The organism is Vibrio sp. SSH13-20 (assembly GCF_040104475.1).
Classification (GTDB): Bacteria; Pseudomonadota; Gammaproteobacteria; order Enterobacterales; family Vibrionaceae; genus Vibrio; species Vibrio harveyi.
Genome location: NZ_JBECOU010000020.1, coordinates 1 through 19006, shown reverse-complemented (window position 1 = coordinate 19006; position 19006 = coordinate 1). Strand labels below are relative to the sequence as shown.

Sequence of the window (19006 nt, the reverse complement as noted above, 5' to 3'; positions counted from 1 at the left end):
CGCTTGCTCAAGGGTTGAACCTGAGTCTTTAATGAGCTTCGCGATATCTGAAGCTGCTTTAATACTCCCCAAAAGAGCATTAATTGATGCTATGTCCGCCATCATTTCCTCTTAGGCATATAACGCCGCATTAAGGTGTGAGCAACGCTACCACGAAACACAACCGTACCACCGTAAACACAAAACCCAACGATGAAACGAAAAATGCCAAGCGTTGGGAATCACTCTTAAATGCTTTGTTATGATTGTTCGTCAGGTTGATTCAAGTACCAATATAAAAACAAAATCACGCCTATACTACTTATTAATAGCAGCAATAAAAAAATATCACTAACGAGAATCTTCAGTGTTTTCATTGCGAGGTTATCAGGCTTATTCGCAATCAGGTATTTATAATCAACGTCTTGCAACTGACCTTTAAGATCAAGAAGCATTAACTCATACGCTTTAGACGTTTCAATCAATTTTTGAGCTTCTTCATCTAACGTTGAAAGGTCTTTAAAACTATTATATTTGGTAGTAGCAAAATCACAGTACCATTTTTCAAGAGGTAATTTTTGTCCCGTGCGTCAATACAATTACTAACGATGTTAATAGCTGAGTTGAGAACATTTTTGTCAACAGTCAGACTTACTTGCTTTCCATATAGTTCTTCTTGAGCGTACGCTTCTGCCAATTTCGAACTAGTGAAATAGTTATATCCAGATACAACTCCTAGGGCGATCATGAAATAAATATTCGCCTCCGTCGCTCCGCCTTAGCCCAAGTCAATACAACCTTTAGTCCACTTTTTATCGTTTTAGCATCATCAAGATAGTCATTTACTGTACCCATTTTAATCCTCAAAAATCATAACGCCCTGTTAAGGTGTGAGGCACGCAATGCCGAAGCCTCCGCATACCACCTTAACCACTAAACTTGACGCATGGTAAAAATGCCACGCGTGCCGAATCACTCTTGAACAATTTGTTATGTGCCTTTGCGAATAGAGCCCCAATACACTTTGTGCCTGTCAGCCAAAGGAATGATTTTATATTTTTGAATACCAAGCAGGCACCCAACCCTTGAATGCCCCTCAACTAAATGAGGTATGCCAGATTTACCACCAAGAACATTTGCATCTAGAAATATCGGTGGAGTTAACCAAGTGCCATGCTTTTTCCAATGATTGAGTACTTCCTCTCGGCAATCAATCACTGCCTCTCCAACGTCGTTGAAATGCGATGCATCTTCAGATACCTCCTCAAGGAAATCAGGAAATGAAGCATTGCTACCTATCTGCAAAAACTTCGTCGTATCAAAATCAACTAGCTCCCACTTTAGATCAAGAAGTGATAGATCACCGTAGAGAGCTAAAAAGCGACTGTTGGCATTATGATCAATATAAAACTGCTCAATCACAGAATCAGGCGCACTAACCCCATACAGCTTGAGTAAATCGATACTCTTATCAGTGCTATATGGATCTAGTGCAATTTTCGACAAGTCTTTATACTTCAATTTATTGCCTCAAAATTCTGGTGGCACATAACGCCGCGTTAAGTGGTGAACAACGACAACCACCAAACCTAAATCATTGTGCCGTAAACACTAAATTCAAAGCAAACCGAAAATGCCAAGCGTTGTGAATCCGTCTTGAACGCTTTGTTAGCCATACTCTCGCCGCAATTTTTTGACCAAGTAATGTACAGCTGTAGATACTGGGTAGTTTTCTAACGTCATTTGGCACGAATAGCCATTCTTTTCATAAAATGGACGAGCTTGAAAGCTGAATGTCTCGACCTGTGCATATTGGCAACCTTGTGACGCGGCATGTTCTTCAAGTTGCTTGAGTAGATGTGTTCCAATGTTGCTTCCACGCAACGACTCTGCGACCCACAACAACTTAACATGGAGCCAATTACCCCAAATTTCTGCGGTAATACCTGCTATTTTGTCTTGTTCATCGTTGTAAACATAGATTGCTACTGGTTGCTCAACTACGCCTTCAAGGTGCTCATTATTGTATTTTCTAAGATGTGAGCGGATTTCCTCAATGTCGCTAATTTTCATAGTTATTCCTTGTATGGCTAACGCCCTGTTAAGGGGTGAGCAACGCAATACCAAAGCCGCCGCATACCACCTCAAACACTAAAACCAACGCATAATGAAAATGTCACGCGTTGCGAATCCCTCTTGAACAGTTTGTTATGTTCGTACTCACTAAGCACTAGAAACTATCAGCCATATAGTTATCTGCGAACTCTGTCGCTAAAGGTCCGAGCAGACTCCGGAAGTGAGATAATTCAAAGTCAGTTTTTGCAGATGCAATGTTTATAAGATTTTCCACAAAACATGTGCACGCAGCATTCGAAACCTTTTTATCCCCCAATTTAATTGCAAGATCTATAAAACCAAATAAATCCTCGCTTTTCTCATACTCACCTAATAAGAACCTTTCGACGACAAGTAAGCTAAAGGTTGAGAATAACGAGTGAACTGAAATTGCACTTTTTTCGTCTATCCAATAGTCAGCTTCTTTTATGAAGTGCGCACGACAATCTGGATATATATCAACGAATGCTGGCAATACTTCTGAAGGTGATATTTTCATTTTTTCCTCGAAGAACATAACGCTCTGTTAAGGGGTGAGTAACGCAATACTGAAGCCACCGCATACCACCCTAAACACTTAAACCAACGCATAGTAAAAATGCCACGCGTTGCGAATCCCTCTTGAACAGTTTGTTATGTGCGTGCTAATTGAGGTACTTTTGCCAATGTTGCTGCCCTTTCAAAACTACTCTGTAATCTTCGTAGTCCAATGAGCTGTAGAGCTTTTTAGCTGCAACATTATCATCACCGACCTCTAATGTGATTTTGAGGTAATCATTATCACGACAATACTGTTCGATACCATTCAGTTGTGCCTTGCCAACACCTTTACCACGAAAGTTGTCCAACACCATAAAGTCATGAATATTCATCACTCCTTGCGCACGATAAGTTGAGAACGATTCAAAGCAAACCGCAAAACCAGCAGGCTTATTGTCGACAAAACTGATAAATCCGTGGAAATAAGGCAATGCAAATAACTGAGCAATTACTGAGAGATCTAGCTCAACTGAGAATCCAGATAGGTACTCTATAAACAAAGTCTCGAATATACCTTTGTCCTCAATGCTTTCTGTTTCGATACGCCTGATTGTGATTTCCATATCCATTTCCACCAAAGCACATAACGCCGCATTAAGGTGTGAGCAACGCTACCACGAAACCTAACCATACCACCGTAAACACAAAACCCAACGATGGTATGAAAAATACCAAGCGTTGGGAATCACTCTTAAATGCCTTGTTAACTCACAATTTTGGGGGAGTTATAACCCTGCGTCGATCATTAAGAAGTTCGTTTTCATTTTTATTGCTGACGTTTTAACACAAACAGCATAATGCCCTTTTCGACCTTTCAACTTTCTAAGGATCATTGAACGTACTTGTTTGCTCAACCATTTTGCGGGGTTCTCTCCAACAGATATTGGTCTAGGAACTAAGTCCATGAGGTCAGAGCATTTTCCCGACTCTGATAACATTTTATATGTAAGATTAAACATTTCATCATTTATCGCCCAGTTCCTAGCTTGTGGACCATATACATTGACAAGAAACGACTTTAGATCTTGCTTTTCTTCTATTGATAAAGACATATCACTTCCTTTTAATTGCATTTAGCAGTTCAATGTAATATTCACCCTCTCCTCCAATACTGAGATGATGAATTTGATACTTTTCAAAAACAAAAATGTTACCCTGCTTTGACGCATCGTCATAACCACCCAACACCTCTACGTCGCCATACTTCCGATTAATTACATTAGTTTTTGACAGACCAAATGACATTGCTTGCTCATTTGCAAGTTCACCTAACCAATTAGGTAAACTTGTCCGTAGATTTGGATAAAAGACTGACTTTAAAAATTCATGTTGAATGTCAGTTAAATCAATCGTTGTGTAAAACTCCTTGGGATTTATTATCTCATGAGAGAAGTACCAATCATCATATTTCAGGATAAGCATATTGTCTGAATGTGATAACTTTTCTGGTATTGATATATCTACTACAACCTTATTAGATAAATGCAACTGTTCTAATTTCGCATAACACATATTTGATGTGAAAATTAGCAGGAGAATTATTAGTGGTTTCATCTCAAGGACTCAAATTAAATGAAAGCCATTCTTGCATTGCCAATGCATATCTGTCGACATTTTCACATTCGAGGATGAAACTGTGCGATTCACATACAATGTAAATGAAACTGACAACAAGCATATTTCAACAACATTTGCACTACGCATTGTGAATTAACGCCCTGTTAAGGTGTGAGCAACGCAATACAAAAGCCGCTGCATACCACCTTAAACACTAAAACCAACGCATAGTAAAAATGCCATGCGTTGCGAATCACTCTTAAACAGCTTGTTAGAAAAATTATTTGCGAAATAATGGTACTCTTGGAGCCGTATATTCTGTGGCTTTAGCTAACACTACACTGGCTATCAAACTAGATATTGCTAATGCCATACTAAATACCGTTATTGCCTGCCAGCCTTGAACTAGCCCAAGTCTATCAAGCTCAAACCACATTGCCGTTGGCACTGCACCTGCCAATACTCTATAAATACCGTGAATTGCAAATCCTAGCTTATGCGTAAACCCATGAAGCTCATGAAAAAAAACTGAAATAGTATGGTTGTTTTTTAAAACTTGCCTATTCACAAACCACACAAAGATATGAATACAGAGCAAATAGAAAAAGTAGTAAACTACGACGTCACCTGGATTCAAACTCGCAAGGCTTTTTGTCGCTGAAAATCCCGGTTGATTACTAACCAGCAAAATCGGTACAGATCCAAGTAAGAATGATAATAAAATCTCTGTAACTACAATCTTCCGCATGATTTCTCCATTTTTCTAACGCCCTGTTAAGGTGTGAGCAACGCAATACAGAAGCTCCCGCATACCACCTTAAACACTAAACGCAACGCATAGTAAAAATGCCACGCGTTGCGAATCACTCTTGAACAGTTTGTTAGCCCACATCTCACAGCTAGTGCTAGAACCAATTGCTAATACAGTTCTGAACGAACACCGAACCTGATGGAGTGAATGTCCAAACAAATGCTCCAATATTTACGAATATCGTCAGCCACAAAATCGATTTAAATGGCTGTTTTTTCGACTTATGACGAAGTTGATTTTGAGCACATAATGCCCCCATCCAACCACCGAGTAACGATAAAAGATGAAGCGTATTTTCTGGTGTCCGCCATTTGCCGTTTTGAGCGGCATTTTTATCTATTGCGTACATTACGTAGGTTACAATGGACATCAGGATATAAGCTGCAATGAACAGCTTCTCACCACCTAATATGAACACAGCTGTACTCGCTAAAACTAAGTAAACGATGCTAAACATGATTGTTGAAGGTACCGAGCCGGAACCTAGAATTGTTACATTAGTGGCGTTGTAACGCCCTTTTTTGTCTTCGTTAACTTCAAATTTAACTTCATCATCGACCTTAGGACGTCGACCTTTACTCTGAACCGTTGATATATGGAGAAAAACTCTTAATTCACCATTTAATGCCGAAATGAATCCATAACCTTTTGAGTCATTCCACTCTACAACTTTACCTTTGATCATCGAACTCTACTTTTTATTTCTCTCTTGTGGGCTAACGCCCTGTTAAGGGGTGAGCAACGCAATACCGAAGCCGCCGCATACCACCTTAAACACTAAAACCAACGCATAGTGAAAATGCCACGCGTTGCGAATCCCTCTTGAACAGTTTGTTAGGCATTGGTTACCAGTGCCACTGACTTTCTCAGGTATAGAGCCAACAGCCCAAAAACTAACTCAGCAACTAAATAAACATACATTAGTGTATTCGGTTGACCGTCAAACAAGACACCAATTAGACGACCAAACGCCATAGATAACAATGTAATAGCTACAATGATTAAAGCCAAAGTGACATTTTGATTAATCTTGAGGACGAGTATCAAAGCAAGACCGATTGCAAACTGGGCACCACCATACGTAGCCCTAAAATCAATAGTTGCTGAGGCAGAATTGGGGCTTGAGCCTGTAATTAAGTTTGCCATGTCTACAGGGAACACAGCAAAGAGAGCTCCGTAGAGCAAAAAGAATAGCGCAGTTAAGTAAACTAATAATTTCGACATACCTACTCCCTTAGGTTCGAAAAGATGCCTAACGCCGCGTTAAGTGGTGAGCAACGCAGACCACCGAACCTAAACCATTGTGCCGTAAACACTAAAGTTGAAGCAAACCAAAAATGCCGAGCGTTGCGAATCCGTCTTAAACGCTTTGTTAGGTGATTTGACTCCAAATACCACACCAAGGCAATAAACTTTTTGACCGTTAAACCTACAATATGCAACCACACCAATAGATAAAGGAACTACCAATGGGAAAACCCGCCGCCACGGTCACGTCAATGCATGTGTGTCCCAAAGTCACTTCGAAAGTACCTCACGTCGGTGGACCGGTTGCCGTCGGCTCGCCAAATGTGAAAATAGGAGGCTTACCTGCTGCAAGAAAAGGTGACCGCCTTGTTTGTGTTGGTCCGCCTGATTCCATAAATCAGGGTTCTGGGTCTGTTTTTATCAATGGAAAGCCAGCTGCTCGCATGGGTGATTCAACCGGTCACGGTGGTAAAATTGTAATTGGTAATAGTACGGTACTGATTGGCGACAAATATCGTGCTGATAAACAACCAGCACCAAAAACCTACGATGAAGCGATACAACGATTAGCTGAAGCCAAACCTTACGTTAACGCCGCCCGCGAAGGCGGCGCTGCTTTACCTGGCTCTGCCTACTCGACTACGGATAAGAAAGAAATTGTTGAGAAAGGATTAGATGAGCCGCTGCTATTTCGTATTATCGAGTCTGAGTATAACAAAGATGATGGCTATATTGGTTACAAACCCGAGGGAGTGACCAAACTAAAATACTGGACAACCACATTTACTCAAGCTGAGCATGGAGACACAGACCCTGAAGCCATCTGCAATGCTGTAGGGATTGAATATAAGCCTGATTGTGAATACACCATATTGCTCATTGACCACCAAAAAGCCGATAAAATCGGCGATATGTATAGCTTTATCCCCACCTACGAGAGAATGAGTGGGTTTACTGAATCTGAATTATCCAGTGAGTTTGAGGGCAGCCTCGATTTGATTGCACCATGTATGACACCTGAGTTCAGTCGATATTATGAACAAGTCAAAATATCGGCTGAAGAAGAAGGCATTGATATTAAGAAACAGAAACAGTTTAGCGAATACTGCCAAGAACTTGGCTTTACTCCAAACCAAACTGACACTCTCGATATCCGACACCAAATTGAGCAACGTTTAGGTGCAAACGAACATTTCCTTGGTAACGGTGTCACCAAAGACATTAACGTGACATATGGAACAACACCGTATGGTGACATTGATGATGACGTGGAATACGGTCCTCCAGAAACCTTTACGTGGGATAAAAACCCGCAAACACTGGGTACGTTAGAAAAAGCGGGAGCCATAAAGCGAATTAATATAGGGAAAGGAGAAAACAAATGAAGAAATTTAAAGAAATAGACCCACTGACTGTCGCTAAGCATCCGAACCTAGTTGCGACTTTGCCTGACGCGACAGATATTGGCAATACATTCTATTTTCTCTTGATTGATGATCACATCATCCTCGCGGATGCACAATATTTCACAAACAAACGAACTGGAAAAAGCAAATGGCTGCATTACCAAATCGAATTCCCCAAGCGCGGTTTACGATGGTTCCTAGACACACTAGAAGGTAAGTTTTTCAAAACCGAAGCCCAAGGCGGCTTACCCAAGGGAAAATTTAACGATGAAGGACTTGTGGATGGTGAACGATTAAAACTTGGGCGTGCTTTCAATGCTGATGGCGAAGGCGGTGGTGGGTATGCTTTTGTAACGTTAGATAGATTCCCTGAGGGGAGAAGAGTTTGCAAATCATACACCTTTACAGATTCACTCTTATTTGAACATGGCATGATTGACACTATGAAGGAAATTGCAAAAAGAATCGACCTAGGTCAGCTATAGCTTCAAATTGCCTTCGAGCCACAAACACTTAGGTTCGAAGGCTAAGTTTTGATGAATCACCTAACGCCGCGTTAAGTAGTGAGCAACGCCACCACAGAGCCAAACCATACCACCGTAAACACAAAACCCAACGATAGAATGAAAAATGCCATGCGTTGGGAATCTGTCTTAAACGCTTTGTTATGCGCTTTTTAACGGTTGAGCCGTGCTATGTGTTTTTCCAGATGCTCTTCAATTTGCATTAAGCGCATGATTGGTGATTTCAATTCTTTTGTTTCTCGGCGAGCATAGCATCTCAACTCAGACAGACAATCCGCATATTTCTGATTAATAACAGCCTCAATTTCAACGCCATACTCAGATAACATCTGCGCTTGAATGTTTTTAATGTCTCGAAGTTGATTATGCTTAGCATTCTCTGACTGGTTTTTAACTACAGGCGACCAAAGCATGAACTTAGCCTCATAACCAGAAAAGTACTTGTTTACGTATTCAATGTTTTTTCTGAATTTTCTACAGAACCTAGAGACATTATCAGGTTGCTTGTTTTTGACGTATTGCAAACCTGTGATTAGGTGGGTAGCCACCTCGCACACATAAACTTTTTTATTTTTGGCATTTATACCTACAACGTCTATTTCGCCTTGAACATCTGGAGTATAAAGATTGTATTCTACGAAGTCACAGCCAAGTATTGACTTCAAATACTCGCCGACTAATTCCTCTCCGGGATTCTGCATATTTCCTCCTGGCGCATAACGCTCTGTTAAGGGGTGAGCAACGCAATGCCGAAGCTCCCGCATACCACCTTAAACACTAAAACCAACGCATAGTGAAAATGCCACGCGTTGCGAATCCCTCTTGAACAGTTTGTTATAAGCCTTGGATTCAAGTACGAAGTGCGACACCCCTGAAATTTAAAACAGTGAGATGTGCTATTCATAAGTTTTACTCCCGCCAAGAAGTGAAAAACCATGAATTACACACACCTCACTGAGAATGAAAGGTATATGATGTCCGCACTTAGAAAGCAAGGCATTAGTGTCGTCAACATCGCTAAAGAGCTAGGGCGTCACAAGAGCACTATCTACCGAGAATTTAAACGCAACTCTCGATACAACGCCTATCGCCCTCACCCTTCCTATCAGCCTGCTAGAGCGCAACAAAGAGCTAGAAACAGGTTGAGCCAGTCACGGCGTAACAAGCGCTATACCAAGCACGATTTCAAAATTATTGACGCGCTTATAATGCTCGATTGGAGTCCTGACCAAATCGTTGGATTTTGCCGTTTGCATGGCTATCCAGTGATGAGCCATGAGCTTATTTACCAGCATATTTGGACCGATAAAGCCAACGGAGGCATGCTCTGGAAACATTTACGTCAATCACCAAAACAGAGACGTAAGCGCTACAACGCCAAAGATAGCAGGGGGAGAATTGCCGCTAAAAGGCACATAACAGAGCGACCAAAACAAGCTGAGTTACGCCTAGAACCTGGACATTGGGAAATAGATACCGTGATCGGTCGTGGAACTAAGCACTGCATTGTTACTCTCGTTGACAGAATGACTGGCTACACCTATATCGGACAGCTAGATGACCGAACAACTGCATCACTCAACGCGAGAATGACAGAGATCGTTACGCGTTCAAACTTACCATTTAGAACTATCACTGCTGATAATGGTACAGAATTCAATCAATATCAGGAGATAGAAAACAAGCATAAATGTTTGTTTTACTTCGCAACGCCCTACCACTCTTGGGAGCGAGGGACCAATGAGAATACAAATGGACTCATACGCCAATATTTACCTAAGAAAACCTCAATGGCTCATGTGACACAAAGACTGTGCAGCCAGATAGCGTATAAACTGAATAACAGACCACGCCAAAGGCTTGGTTACAAGACACCAACGGAGTATATTTATGATCAGCTACTCTAAGTGTCGCACTTCAAACTTGATACTAAGACAACGATTTCTTCGATGCCGATGTTTATGCCTTACCCTGCTCGAAAGCTAAAATATTCTCGAATGCTATTTTGAAGTAAAGCTCATAGCTGTTTTGCTCTACATACCCTAAATGTGGGGTAGCCGTAACGTTTGGTAATGACAATAAAGGCTCGTTATCAAGCGATGCTGGTTCATTGTCAAATACATCAACGGCAGCTTGCTTAGTTGGGACCTCCGCCAGTTCGTTGTATAGCGCAGAGTTTTCTACAAGCTCTGAGCGACTAATGTTTACAAATAAAGAGTCGGGCTTCATTAAGCTCAAGTCCTGAGCTGTTACGCACGCCCGAGTTATTTCATTCAGACGTAAGTGAAGTGACACAATATCCGAACAAGAGAAAAATGCTTCCTTTGAAGCGACTGCTTCAAAGCCATGTTCAAGCGCAAGATTTCTAGATCCCTCACTACCCCAAACAACAACTGACATTTCAAATGCTTTTGCATATTGGGCAATTCGTTGTCCAATTTTTCCGTAACCCCAAATACCAAGCTTCAAGCCCTTTAGAGTGCGACCTAAACCAAGCACTCCAGAGTTTTGCCATTTATCATTTTGGAGATTAGCTGAATAAGTTGGTACGTGGCGACTTGCCGCCATAATCAGCGCCCAAGCTAATTCCGAAGGAGCAACAGGAGAGCCACGCCCCTCCAACACCTTTACTCCATACTTTTCGCATAGGTGGACATCAATATGATTGCTGACTTTACCTGTTTGACTGATAACTTTAAGGTTAGGTAACTGTGCAAGCAGTGACTCTGTAATCACTGTCCGTTCTCGGATTAAAACAAGAACCTCGGTGTCTTTTAGCTTAACTACCAACTCCGTTTCAGGAAGTGTTTCGTTTAAGATGGACACATCGTGATGTGATAGTAATTCGAAACAATCTAACGTTCTAACCACATCCTGGTAGTCATCTAAAACTGTTATTTTCACGGAACTCTCCTTGTTGTTATAACGCCCTGTTAAGGTGTGAGCAACGCAATACCGATACCACCGCATACCACCTTAAACACTAAAACCAACGCATAGTAAAAATGCCACGCGTTGCGAATCACTCTTAAACAGTTTGTTATATGCCTGTGTTGAAGACTTTGCGACCATACTCATCGACAGCAGAGCGGATAGGTTCCCAAATTCTGATGTAGCCCGATGAAGTATCGAAAACCTTACCATGGTTCTTATCTGACTTAGCTTTCATTTGAACATAGTTAGAGCTAAACCATTCAGGATTTCCTAGCTTATCGCTGAGGTGTTGTTCAGTTACTTCTGTAACTCCAGAGCTAGATAATGCAAGGAACGCATTTAGAATTTGAGAGTTATACTGTGCCTGCCTTTCTGGCTTTGCCCACATACGCAATCGACGAGATACTTTATTTATCTCATCAACGTCACTCACCTCATTTGTGCTATTTGCGTTAATCCTCTCAACCAGCAGTAAACATTTGATCACTTTAGAGTGTATTTCTTTTCTGTGCGCATCTTCGCCGAGCATAAAGGCAATATCCTCGAGTTCTGATTTAAGTTGCTCTAACATAACGACTCCAAAAAAACTAAATTAGACTAATTAAGTCTAGTTGAGTAAATCAGAATACTCCAAGTGAATTGGCATATAACGCCCTGTTAAGGTGTGAGCAACGTAATACCGATGCTACCGCATACCACCTTAAACGCTAAAACCAACGCATAGTGAAAATGCCACGCGTTGCGAATCACTCTTAAACAGTTTGTTATGTGCGTTTTTACGTTATGACTCTGACGTACTTTGACAGCTTAATGCCTTTGCTGATTTCTGTCCCATAGGATTCATTAATACCAGCAGCCTTTGCAACTGACTTACAAGAGGTATTTAAATTTTTTATCTGCTCTGCATACTTGATAGCGAACAGGTGAATCATTGCGACAGATTCATTTTCGGGAGCATTTTGATACATTTCTTCTAGGATTGAACCTAGTTCGTTCAATGTCATTTTATTTACTTATCCTTGTACTTTTCATATGTTTTGGGCTCGCTTTTTTTAGCTGCTTGTAAAGTTTCTTGAAACTCATCTTCCACAAAGTCATCTTTTATTCTACCAGCTCTAGCTTCTTCTTTACGCTTGGCTCTAGCTTGAAGAACAGACTCAATAATTGATAAAACTTTCATTTTTATCTCCTTAGCACATAACGCCCTGCTAAGGGGTGAGCAACGCAATACCGAAGCCGCCGCAAACCACCTTAATCACTAAATTCAACGCATAGTAAAAATGCCACGCGTTGCGAATCCCTCTTGAGCAGTTTGTTAGTTTGCAAACCCAAAGCATTGATTTTACGTTATTTTAAACTTTGCAAACAATAACCTTTATGTGCTTTGATGCACTTAAGTCAGGCGTAGTCTCAAAGCGGCTACTCAATGAAACCACTTGGAACAAACAACGCCGCAAAAAACGAGCTCACAACACCAAAAAGCGCTTTTGGAAAACCAATCTCACAATGCGGACTTTCAACAAAGTCACTGAAACCACGTGGAACTTGCCACACCAAAGAAAGCGTCATTTCAGCGAATAGATCGGGCTTTTATACCAACAAACTCAACGAGCAGAGTTGCAGCAAAAAAGTTCAACTCAGTTAACCCAAAAGTCGCCGCACCAAAGAACAAATCAACCGTTGAAACGATACCAATTTTGAGTTTACATCACGCAAGTTAACACTAAAATTGAACGCCGATACGACAATTTCAACTTTGAGCTTTTACCACTAGATCTTGCGATATAGCTGCGTTTTTCCTCTTGCAAACTAACGCCCTGTTAAGGTGTGAGCAACGCAATACCGATGCTGCTGCATACTACCTTAACCACTAAAACCAACGCATAGTAAAAATGCCGCGCGTTGCAAATCACTCTTAAACAGTTTGTTATATTCTTTTGCTTGCTGATAGCTTACGATTTGCATCAACATACCATATATCAGATAGAAAGCATTTTTCCTTTAGTTGAGTTACTTTTTCATATTTCCTTCCAATCCCACCAACATCAATTATTAATAATACCCCACACTCAGTACCTTCTGCTTTTTTATATACCTCTAGCTGTTTTTCATAACCATGTACAAGTTTTGAATTAGTTGATAACTTAACTTCAACTAAAACTTTTGAATGAAACCCGCTCGAAAACTTGAAGTCAACTGGACCATTTCCAAAATCTGCTTCTGGAGATATATCAATATTATTTGCTTTACAAAAACTGTGCGCCACAGCGGTGAAAATCTCTTGTGCAGAACTTTCATTTTTTGGTTTTGATTTATCAACCCAAAACTGCTTCCACAAACCTTTATTCTCAACTAAGTCTTTAAATTGAATTAAAATTTCATTTACAACCTTTTTTACACCATCAATTGTATTTATGCCTGCAGAAGATAAAAATTCGTTATGTCTTTTTTCAAAATATTCAATTAAATCATTTACATTCGCCGTCTCATCTATTTTTTTACATAACCTGTCCTCTAACTTCTTCAACATAAGTTCGAATTGAACTTTATCCGAAGAAGCTTTTGATATTTTTCCTATGTAAGAAATTAGTTGATATGGCAATGGGTGTATTTCATTTTTCAACAAATAGTCTATGCACAAGTTTTTCTGTTCTTCTACCCACTCATCAGAAGAGAAAATTACGTCCCATAATTCCTCTCTTAAATTTTTTGAGAATTCAGACAAATGATCTACATCAGGAGGTGTCATAATATACTCTAGACAGTATGATCTATTATAACGCTCCTTTATATTACACAGAATATTTATCATTACTTCCGATACAACTCTTTCAGTCCTTTCTCCTGGGTCATTTAAGTATTCAACAACCTCCTCTACGGCTTCTATTGTTTTAGGAACGCCACCCAAACCTTCAAACCAAGGACAGTTATGTAAATGGAACCCCTCATCATTTATAGTTGAGTAAGGTGTAACAGTTTGTACCTGACCATCTTCAAATAAATAAACTCTGGAACCTTTAGATCTGTATATATACCGAGCACCTCCACAAGCAGCTCCTTCAAGTTTATCAATGATTAATAAGCACTTTTTACTGAAATATGTTATATGCTCTTTAGAGCCCTCAAGGGGAAAACTTCTAGAGGCTAATTCAGGTTCATAATCAAACAACTGTTGATTTCTAAACAGTAACTCTACTGCCACTGTATATGCCGTTAGCTTGGCTTCTCTTGATGAGCTACTCACCTCATGAATCAAACAGTTAAGTAGCTCTTTAGTTACATCTTTCATTATTTTCCATATTGTTGAATATAACGCCTTGTTAAGGTGTGAGGCACGCAATACTGAAGCTCCCGCATAACACCTTAACCACTAAAACCAACGCATAGTAAAAATGCCACGCGTGCCGAATCACTCTTGAACAATTTGTTATGTTTATTACCACCCGCCAGTACGTTACCGTAAATGAGCAGTACTATTTTACCGGCTAAAAATTTAGCTTTTACCTGCTACTAAAAAAGCAGAAAACCCCACAAATATAAAGGATATGAAGAGTGACACCATAGAATATCGAATGACAGTAAACAACCAAGAGCTACTTTTAGGATACTTCGAGATATTTTCGCTACTTCTTACGTAGTTAAAGAGAAGCGCACTAGAAAAAGGAACAAACAAAAAGTAGATCGCTTTATATCTACTCGGGTCTATTCTTTTCATCTGCAATCCGAGGGAAATACTACTCCCAAGGAGCACTATCATTGAAGATGTGAGCACTAGAAAAGCCGCAAATGCTAGTAACGAATACACATCCATGAATTCTCCTTTTCAACAATAAGCATCTGAATATTAAATATAGTTTTCTACACTCGACTAAGAAACATAACGCCCTGTTAAGGGGTGAGCAACGCAATACAAAAGCCGCCGCATACCACCTTAATCACTAAATTCAACGCATAGTGAAAATGCCACGCGTTGCGAATCCCTCTTGAACAGTTTGTTAGTTTTATTGCTGGCGACTCAGTAACAAGCTTGCTCCAGACATAGCCAAAAAAGTAGCACAACCTCTATTGAAGTGCTTTGCCATTTTCGGCTTCGTAAACCACTGCCTTAAGTACATTCCAAATATTGCATAAATCGATATTGCCCCCATTTCTAAAACTAGGAACGTAACCCCTAGAGCGAAGAACTGTTCATTTACATTCGCTGAAACATCGACGAACTGTGGTAGAAAGGCGGTAAAGATTAAGATCGCCTTTGGATTACCAGCGGCTAGCAAAAATTCTTGTTTAGCTAAACCTAATCGGTTGCGAGTGTTTTCTAGTTCAGAAACAGGACTTGCTTCCGAACGCCAAAGATTAAAGGCAATCCACAACAAGTAAGCCGCGCCCACAATTTTAATCGTTAGAAATAGAGTCTCAGAAGCATAGAGCACGACTGCTAAGCCAGAAGCAGCCAAGGCAATCATTACAGCGAATGCAGCAATACGACCAAGCCCAGCAATAAAAGCGGACTTGAAACCGTAACAACGAGCATTGTTCATGGACAATAGATTGTTTGGACCCGGAGTCATATTGAGCGCAAAACACGCAGGTATAAAGAACAATAACTTCCAGATTTCCACAATATTTCCTCCATAAAACTAACGCCCTGCTAAGGGGTGAGCAACGCAATACCTAAGCCGCTGCATACCACCTTAATCACTAAATTCAACGCATAGTAAAAATGCCACGCGTTGCGAATCCCTCTTGAGCAGTTTGTTAGTCGCGAGGCACCGAGCGACAATTTTAAGCCGAACTTAACTTTGCGAACAACAAACTTTATGTGCTTTGATGCATTTAAGTCAGGCGTAGTCTCAAAGCGGCTACTCAATGAAACCACTTGGAATAAACAACGCCGCAGAAAACGGACTGACAACACCAAAAAGAGCCTTTGGAAAGCCAATCTCACAGTGCGGACTTTCAACGAAGTCACTGAAACCACGTGGAATTTACAACACCAGAGAAAACGTCATTTAAGCGAGTAAATCGGCTTTTGTAACTACAAACTCACCGAGCGGAGTTGCAACCAAAAATAGACTCTCGATTGCCTTACTCTGTAAGCACCAAAGAACAAAACAACCGCTAGGACAGGTATAAAACTTTGGACTTAAAACAGTTAGAACTAAGCTCTGATGATCGACGATTAATCGGTGTACCAAGCAAACAACTGCTAAATTTTAAGCTCAGAGACATGATTTTGATTGCTAGCTTTTTCTGGCGACTAACGCCCAATTAAGGTGTGAAGCACGCAATAACCAAGCCGCTGCATTGCACTTCAACACCGAAGTCACCGCATACCAAAAATGCCACGCGTGCTGAATCACTCTTAAATTGTTTGTTATGCGCACGTACCAAATGTTAGCCACCAACTTTTTTGTAAGCGACTATATGGGAAAGAAATAGTAACGAATACCTTTCGTTAAATCTTATCTTGTATTCATGTTCATCTTCAGATAGCTTTTCCCAACCCTCTCCAAAGTAGTCGTTTATATCATTAACAGCTTCACTTTCTTCTTTTAAATGCTTTTTGTTCCACTGATAAGTACATGATAAAACTAACACTCCATTAAAAGCAGTTGCACCCATCAATGCGTTTACTAAAGTTTTAGGCGATTCACATTGATCCAGTACATTGAGGCAAACTGTTAAATCAAACTCTTTCTTAACCACACCACGCTCGAAAGGTGCTTCAATTAAAGTAAATGATACATGATCACACGCTTTTGCTATTGTTGAAGCATCAAAGTCCAAACACCCCAACTCTTTCAAGCTCTTGATATAAGGAAATTCACATTTAGTACCGTCAATTAGTATTTGTTTGAGATTTGATAGCAAGCGGTGAGACGGCTCAACAACTGTAACAGAACTAATGCTTGGTATGTTAGTAACTAACTCGTAGCTATTCCGTCCCAAAGCTGCCCCTACCTCTAATGCGTCAATAGGATCAATACTCTCAGCTTCCAGAGCATCAATAATAAACTTAGCTACGCTTTGTGTGTGGTTTGAGGAGATAAACGACTCAGGTACGTACTTAGATTTACTCTCGAATTGTTCAGACACTCCACTTAAGCGAAGTTTATCAAGCCATTGAACTTCATAGTATGCCGCCAATCCTTTTGGATCTATGTAAAAATCGTCCATTTATAATTCCTCCTATGAAGCTTCATTATTCGGTGCGCATAACGCCTTGTTAAGGTGTGAGGCACGCAATACCGAAGCCTCCGCATACCACCTTAACCACTAAACCTGACGCATAGTAAAAATGCCACGCGTGCCGAATCACTCTTGAACAATTTGTTATGTGTTTAATGAGCACCTTGCTTGTGATAGCTCAGAATAAACTGTTTTTGCTTACGATCTAGCAACTCTAGGGCTTCAGCCACCGCTAACCCAAAATCAACGTACCCATTGGGCATCGCTGTCACTATACGCTTGTCGACTTGAACCAACGACTCTTCATAGATAGCCCCCTCCCAATATGGTCGAGTGAGCAGTACCGAAGATTCTGGGGAATATTTTTCCGTATAATTATGGGTAATTTTAACGCCCTTTAGGATGCCAGCTCTTGCTAAGACTAATACTCCCGCACATATGCCACCAATAACTAGTGATGATTCATAGGCTTTCTGGATGAAACTAGCAATTGGATCGCTTCCCATTATTGAGTCGGGATTTCCTCCAGGGATCAGAAGAGCTTGATAGTCCGTAATACATATGTCCTCAAAGTTAACAGTGGGGCAAATTCTTAGACCTGAGGAATCGGTATGATTGTGGTTCTCTGGGGTGGTGATATCAACTCTCCCATACGCTCCTAAACACTCTATCGCGTACATTACTTCATAGGAAATAGCCCCCGGATAGAGTAAAACCAGTGTTCTCTTTGTCATTATTTCCTCTCTCCGTTCGGAACACATAACGCCCTGTTAAGGGGTGAGCAACGCAATACCGATGCCACCGCATACCACCTTAATCACTTAGAACAACGTACAGTAAAAATGCCACGCGTTGCGAATCCCTCTTAAACAGTTTGTTAGTTCGCTACCCACCATTTCTCAGATCTGAATAGTAATACTTAAGACCTTGAGTATCGATGTGGACGTTAATTTCTTCACATTTACAAAGAAATATAAAGTGAAACCTATCGAGCATTCTGCATGTTTGAGGGTTTAGGTATGCTATGACTTTATTTTTGTTTGATGTAAACACGACCTTGTTATAGACATTCTGGTTTGAGATATTCTCTAAAACCGCGAGGCATTTCATGACCTCACACCACATTGAGTAAAGTCTATGATTGCATTGATTAAAATCCATAACTAACTCCGCTGGAATCAACTTGATTGTATCTTTAGATACATCTCGGCATAGGCTTACAAGAAAATCTCGCGAGCTTATTTCTCCTACCTCAACGTCTAATGCTTGTTCCAGGGCAGCTAAGTACTCTTTGATTTGTTCCTCTTGATGCTGAATCAATGAATGTTGATATTGTTGATGTTGTATAAATATTTGTATCGATATGACAACCAACGTAACAATCGAAAGTATTGGAGCGTATATTCCCCCAACATAACCTCCTAAATCGGACCATTCATCTGGTTTATCCCAAAGCCCAAGACCAAACTTGTATATGTAAGCCAATATTGGCATTAGCAAAACAACAAACAAAGACCACAAAATAACTTTTGCTTGTTTATTCAATTTCTACCTCTACTTTCGAAGACGTTGCGAACTAACGCCCTGTTAAGGGGTGAGCAACGCAATACCTAAGCCGCCGCATACCAACTTAATCACTAACGCCAACGCACAGTAAAAATGCCACGCGTTGCGAATCCCTCTTGAACAGTTTGTTATGTGCG

Annotated in this window: 23 protein-coding genes and 4 pseudogenes; 3 read left to right on the top strand and 24 right to left on the bottom strand. The window is 40.5% G+C overall.

Annotation, left to right across the window (positions count from 1 at the left end):
• Positions 1 to 969 precede the first annotated feature (969 nt).
• The 11 genes and pseudogenes from ABMY42_RS25765 to ABMY42_RS25715 all read right to left on the bottom strand — a co-directional run bounded on the left by ABMY42_RS25765 (position 970) and on the right by ABMY42_RS25715 (position 6226).
• Positions 970 to 1500: a hypothetical protein gene (locus tag ABMY42_RS25765; RefSeq protein WP_221069370.1), complete on the bottom strand. Its 531-nt coding sequence runs from the start codon at positions 1498 to 1500 to the stop codon at positions 970 to 972.
• Positions 1501 to 1647: 147 nt separating this feature from the next.
• Positions 1648 to 2052 carry a GNAT family N-acetyltransferase gene (locus ABMY42_RS25760; protein WP_349266944.1) on the bottom strand — a complete coding sequence of 135 codons (405 nt, stop codon included), beginning with the start codon at positions 2050 to 2052 and terminating at the stop codon, positions 1648 to 1650.
• A 157-nt stretch (positions 2053 to 2209) separates the two neighbouring features.
• Positions 2210 to 2593: a hypothetical protein gene (locus tag ABMY42_RS25755; protein WP_349266943.1), complete on the bottom strand. Its 384-nt coding sequence runs from the start codon at positions 2591 to 2593 to the stop codon at positions 2210 to 2212.
• Between the two features lie 145 nt (positions 2594 to 2738).
• Positions 2739 to 3197 (bottom strand): GNAT family N-acetyltransferase, encoded by a 459-nt coding sequence (locus ABMY42_RS25750; RefSeq protein WP_045421985.1) that lies wholly within the window; start codon positions 3195 to 3197, stop codon positions 2739 to 2741.
• A 162-nt stretch (positions 3198 to 3359) separates the two neighbouring features.
• The gene (locus ABMY42_RS25745; protein WP_005445737.1) at positions 3360 to 3686 is read right to left on the bottom strand and encodes a hypothetical protein; all 327 of its coding nucleotides are present in this window, start codon (positions 3684 to 3686) and stop codon (positions 3360 to 3362) included.
• Position 3687: 1 nt separating this feature from the next.
• Positions 3688 to 4188 (bottom strand): hypothetical protein, encoded by a 501-nt coding sequence (locus tag ABMY42_RS25740; RefSeq protein ID WP_349266942.1) that lies wholly within the window; start codon positions 4186 to 4188, stop codon positions 3688 to 3690.
• Between the two features lie 167 nt (positions 4189 to 4355).
• Positions 4356 to 4506: pseudogene (locus ABMY42_RS25735) on the bottom strand (DUF3265 domain-containing protein).
• A complete protein-coding gene (locus ABMY42_RS25730; RefSeq protein WP_050935019.1) occupies positions 4472 to 4939 on the bottom strand; it encodes a hypothetical protein in 468 nt (155 codons plus the stop codon). The pseudogene ABMY42_RS25735 and the gene ABMY42_RS25730 overlap by 35 nt, the downstream one beginning before the upstream one ends.
• A 157-nt stretch (positions 4940 to 5096) precedes the next feature.
• Positions 5097 to 5687, bottom strand: a complete 591-nt coding sequence (locus ABMY42_RS25725; protein ID WP_349266941.1) for a cold shock and DUF1294 domain-containing protein — start codon at positions 5685 to 5687, stop codon at positions 5097 to 5099.
• Between the two features lie 42 nt (positions 5688 to 5729).
• Positions 5730 to 5844 (bottom strand): annotated as a pseudogene (locus ABMY42_RS25720) (DUF3265 domain-containing protein).
• Positions 5837 to 6226, bottom strand: coding sequence for a DUF4345 domain-containing protein (locus tag ABMY42_RS25715; protein WP_349266940.1), 390 nt, complete (start codon positions 6224 to 6226; stop codon positions 5837 to 5839). The pseudogene ABMY42_RS25720 and the gene ABMY42_RS25715 overlap by 8 nt, the downstream one beginning before the upstream one ends.
• 245 nt (positions 6227 to 6471) lie before the next feature.
• Here ABMY42_RS25715 and ABMY42_RS25710 point away from each other — a divergent pair, with 245 nt between their 5' ends.
• Together ABMY42_RS25710 and ABMY42_RS25705 are read left to right on the top strand one after the other, a co-directional pair.
• Positions 6472 to 7635 carry a PAAR domain-containing protein gene (locus ABMY42_RS25710; protein WP_349266939.1) on the top strand — a complete coding sequence of 388 codons (1164 nt, stop codon included), beginning with the start codon at positions 6472 to 6474 and terminating at the stop codon, positions 7633 to 7635.
• A complete protein-coding gene (locus tag ABMY42_RS25705) occupies positions 7632 to 8141 on the top strand; it encodes a hypothetical protein (protein WP_053053932.1) in 510 nt (169 codons plus the stop codon). The genes ABMY42_RS25710 and ABMY42_RS25705 overlap by 4 nt, the downstream gene beginning before the upstream one ends.
• Positions 8142 to 8332: 191 nt before the next feature.
• On the opposite strand, the gene ABMY42_RS25700 is transcribed toward ABMY42_RS25705, so the two are convergent.
• Both ABMY42_RS25700 and ABMY42_RS25695 read right to left on the bottom strand, forming a co-directional pair.
• The gene (locus tag ABMY42_RS25700) at positions 8333 to 8881 is read right to left on the bottom strand and encodes a hypothetical protein (protein ID WP_349266938.1); all 549 of its coding nucleotides are present in this window, start codon (positions 8879 to 8881) and stop codon (positions 8333 to 8335) included.
• Positions 8882 to 8907: 26 nt separating this feature from the next.
• Positions 8908 to 9049, bottom strand: a pseudogene (locus tag ABMY42_RS25695) (DUF3265 domain-containing protein).
• Between the two features lie 66 nt (positions 9050 to 9115).
• Here ABMY42_RS25695 and ABMY42_RS25690 point away from each other — a divergent pair.
• Entirely contained in the window at positions 9116 to 10087 is a 972-nt protein-coding gene (locus ABMY42_RS25690) for an IS30 family transposase (protein ID WP_349266937.1), read from the top strand.
• A 52-nt stretch (positions 10088 to 10139) separates the two neighbouring features.
• Here ABMY42_RS25690 and ABMY42_RS25685 read toward each other — a convergent pair whose 3' ends face one another.
• The 11 genes and pseudogenes from ABMY42_RS25685 to ABMY42_RS25635 all read right to left on the bottom strand — a co-directional run bounded on the left by ABMY42_RS25685 (position 10140) and on the right by ABMY42_RS25635 (position 18848).
• Positions 10140 to 11084, bottom strand: a complete 945-nt coding sequence (locus ABMY42_RS25685) for a D-2-hydroxyacid dehydrogenase family protein (protein WP_349266936.1) — start codon at positions 11082 to 11084, stop codon at positions 10140 to 10142.
• Between the two features lie 29 nt (positions 11085 to 11113).
• A pseudogene (locus tag ABMY42_RS25680) lies at positions 11114 to 11258 on the bottom strand (DUF3265 domain-containing protein).
• Positions 11221 to 11685: a hypothetical protein gene (locus ABMY42_RS25675; RefSeq protein WP_349266935.1), complete on the bottom strand. Its 465-nt coding sequence runs from the start codon at positions 11683 to 11685 to the stop codon at positions 11221 to 11223. The pseudogene ABMY42_RS25680 and the gene ABMY42_RS25675 overlap by 38 nt, the downstream one beginning before the upstream one ends.
• A gap of 205 nt (positions 11686 to 11890) precedes the next feature.
• Positions 11891 to 12118: a hypothetical protein gene (locus ABMY42_RS25670; RefSeq protein WP_208446526.1), complete on the bottom strand. Its 228-nt coding sequence runs from the start codon at positions 12116 to 12118 to the stop codon at positions 11891 to 11893.
• A gap of 5 nt (positions 12119 to 12123) precedes the next feature.
• A complete protein-coding gene (locus ABMY42_RS25665) occupies positions 12124 to 12294 on the bottom strand; it encodes a hypothetical protein (protein ID WP_349266934.1) in 171 nt (56 codons plus the stop codon).
• A 747-nt stretch (positions 12295 to 13041) separates the two neighbouring features.
• Positions 13042 to 14403, bottom strand: a complete 1362-nt coding sequence (locus ABMY42_RS25660) for a hypothetical protein (protein WP_349266933.1) — start codon at positions 14401 to 14403, stop codon at positions 13042 to 13044.
• A gap of 712 nt (positions 14404 to 15115) precedes the next feature.
• Positions 15116 to 15733: a LysE family translocator gene (locus ABMY42_RS25655; protein WP_334423456.1), complete on the bottom strand. Its 618-nt coding sequence runs from the start codon at positions 15731 to 15733 to the stop codon at positions 15116 to 15118.
• Between the two features lie 649 nt (positions 15734 to 16382).
• Positions 16383 to 16505, bottom strand: a complete 123-nt coding sequence (locus ABMY42_RS25650) for a DUF3265 domain-containing protein (RefSeq protein ID WP_080993085.1) — start codon at positions 16503 to 16505, stop codon at positions 16383 to 16385.
• Between the two features lie 3 nt (positions 16506 to 16508).
• Positions 16509 to 17291, bottom strand: a complete 783-nt coding sequence (locus tag ABMY42_RS25645) for an SAM-dependent methyltransferase (RefSeq protein ID WP_349266932.1) — start codon at positions 17289 to 17291, stop codon at positions 16509 to 16511.
• Between the two features lie 164 nt (positions 17292 to 17455).
• Entirely contained in the window at positions 17456 to 18037 is a 582-nt protein-coding gene (locus ABMY42_RS25640) for a DJ-1/PfpI family protein (protein WP_349266931.1), read from the bottom strand.
• Positions 18038 to 18188: 151 nt separating this feature from the next.
• Positions 18189 to 18848: a hypothetical protein gene (locus ABMY42_RS25635; protein WP_349266930.1), complete on the bottom strand. Its 660-nt coding sequence runs from the start codon at positions 18846 to 18848 to the stop codon at positions 18189 to 18191.
• Between the last annotated feature and the right edge of the window lie 158 nt (positions 18849 to 19006).

Bases quoted from the DNA above. Each gene is read 5' to 3' on its own strand.
- ABMY42_RS25665 (WP_349266934.1), bottom strand. From the start codon at position 12,294: ATGAAAGTTTTATCAATTATTGAGTCTGTTCTTCAAGCTAGAGCCAAG.
- ABMY42_RS25700 (WP_349266938.1), bottom strand. From the start codon at position 8,881: ATGCAGAATCCCGGAGAGGAATTAGTCGGCGAGTATTTGAAGTCAATA.
- ABMY42_RS25740 (WP_349266942.1), bottom strand. From the start codon at position 4,188: ATGAAACCACTAATAATTCTCCTGCTAATTTTCACATCAAATATGTGT.
- ABMY42_RS25725 (WP_349266941.1), bottom strand. From the start codon at position 5,687: ATGATCAAAGGTAAAGTTGTAGAGTGGAATGACTCAAAAGGTTATGGA.
- ABMY42_RS25760 (WP_349266944.1), bottom strand. From the start codon at position 2,052: ATGAAAATTAGCGACATTGAGGAAATCCGCTCACATCTTAGAAAATAC.
- ABMY42_RS25660 (WP_349266933.1), bottom strand. From the start codon at position 14,403: ATGAAAGATGTAACTAAAGAGCTACTTAACTGTTTGATTCATGAGGTG.
- ABMY42_RS25715 (WP_349266940.1), bottom strand. From the start codon at position 6,226: ATGTCGAAATTATTAGTTTACTTAACTGCGCTATTCTTTTTGCTCTAC.
- ABMY42_RS25705 (WP_053053932.1), top strand. From the start codon at position 7,632: ATGAAGAAATTTAAAGAAATAGACCCACTGACTGTCGCTAAGCATCCG.
- ABMY42_RS25640 (WP_349266931.1), bottom strand. From the start codon at position 18,037: ATGACAAAGAGAACACTGGTTTTACTCTATCCGGGGGCTATTTCCTAT.
- ABMY42_RS25690 (WP_349266937.1), top strand. From the start codon at position 9,116: ATGAATTACACACACCTCACTGAGAATGAAAGGTATATGATGTCCGCA.
- ABMY42_RS25745 (WP_005445737.1), bottom strand. From the start codon at position 3,686: ATGTCTTTATCAATAGAAGAAAAGCAAGATCTAAAGTCGTTTCTTGTC.
- ABMY42_RS25710 (WP_349266939.1), top strand. From the start codon at position 6,472: ATGGGAAAACCCGCCGCCACGGTCACGTCAATGCATGTGTGTCCCAAA.
- ABMY42_RS25675 (WP_349266935.1), bottom strand. From the start codon at position 11,685: ATGTTAGAGCAACTTAAATCAGAACTCGAGGATATTGCCTTTATGCTC.
- ABMY42_RS25730 (WP_050935019.1), bottom strand. From the start codon at position 4,939: ATGCGGAAGATTGTAGTTACAGAGATTTTATTATCATTCTTACTTGGA.
- ABMY42_RS25645 (WP_349266932.1), bottom strand. From the start codon at position 17,291: ATGGACGATTTTTACATAGATCCAAAAGGATTGGCGGCATACTATGAA.
- ABMY42_RS25755 (WP_349266943.1), bottom strand. From the start codon at position 2,593: ATGAAAATATCACCTTCAGAAGTATTGCCAGCATTCGTTGATATATAT.
- ABMY42_RS25750 (WP_045421985.1), bottom strand. From the start codon at position 3,197: ATGGAAATCACAATCAGGCGTATCGAAACAGAAAGCATTGAGGACAAA.
- ABMY42_RS25670 (WP_208446526.1), bottom strand. From the start codon at position 12,118: ATGACATTGAACGAACTAGGTTCAATCCTAGAAGAAATGTATCAAAAT.